General features: G+C 29.3%; 1 protein-coding gene and 1 pseudogene. One reads left to right on the top strand and one right to left on the bottom strand.

Annotated elements, in window-relative coordinates; genetic code table 11:
- A partial coding sequence (locus L987_RS03230) for a rhodanese-like domain-containing protein (RefSeq protein WP_047502915.1) occupies positions 1–183 on the bottom strand: 183 nt, incomplete at its 3' end.
- A 137-nt stretch (positions 184–320) separates the two neighbouring features.
- Between L987_RS03230 and cstR the strand changes: the two are divergent.
- Positions 321–440 (top strand): annotated as a pseudogene (cstR, locus tag L987_RS03225) (persulfide-sensing transcriptional repressor CstR); the annotation flags it as partial.

Below are 440 nucleotides of genomic sequence, written 5' to 3'. Positions count from 1 at the left end.
GGTTGTGTTTTTATCTTTATTGAACGATTCAATCTTATCTACAGGATGTAATGTCGCACCTTTAATATGTGCGAGATCATATTCTTCTTGTGTTCTAACGTCAATCAGTTGACCTTGTGCGCCTAATTTTTCTAATTCTTGTTTACTGAAATTATTGATATGCTTTTCGTTATATTGTTTCATAGTAACCTCCTAATAAATACCTATAGGGGTATCTTAACTAATCATTTATATTATGTCAAATACCATAGGGGGTATTTGACGTTTTTGCTTTTATCGCTTATTATGATTTTATTCAATTAAAAGTGGAGGAAATAACTATGAATTATGATAAAAAAATGATTAATCGTATTAATAGAATACAAGGACAACTCAATGGCGTTATTAAAATGATGGAAGAAGAAAAAGATTGTAAAGATGTCATTACTCAAATCAGTGCA

Source organism: Staphylococcus sp. ZWU0021 (assembly GCF_000798895.1).
Classification (GTDB): Bacteria; Bacillota; Bacilli; order Staphylococcales; family Staphylococcaceae; genus Staphylococcus; species Staphylococcus saprophyticus.
The sequence above is the reverse complement of the archived record's forward strand: the minus strand, read 5'-3'. Positions and strand labels throughout refer to the sequence as shown.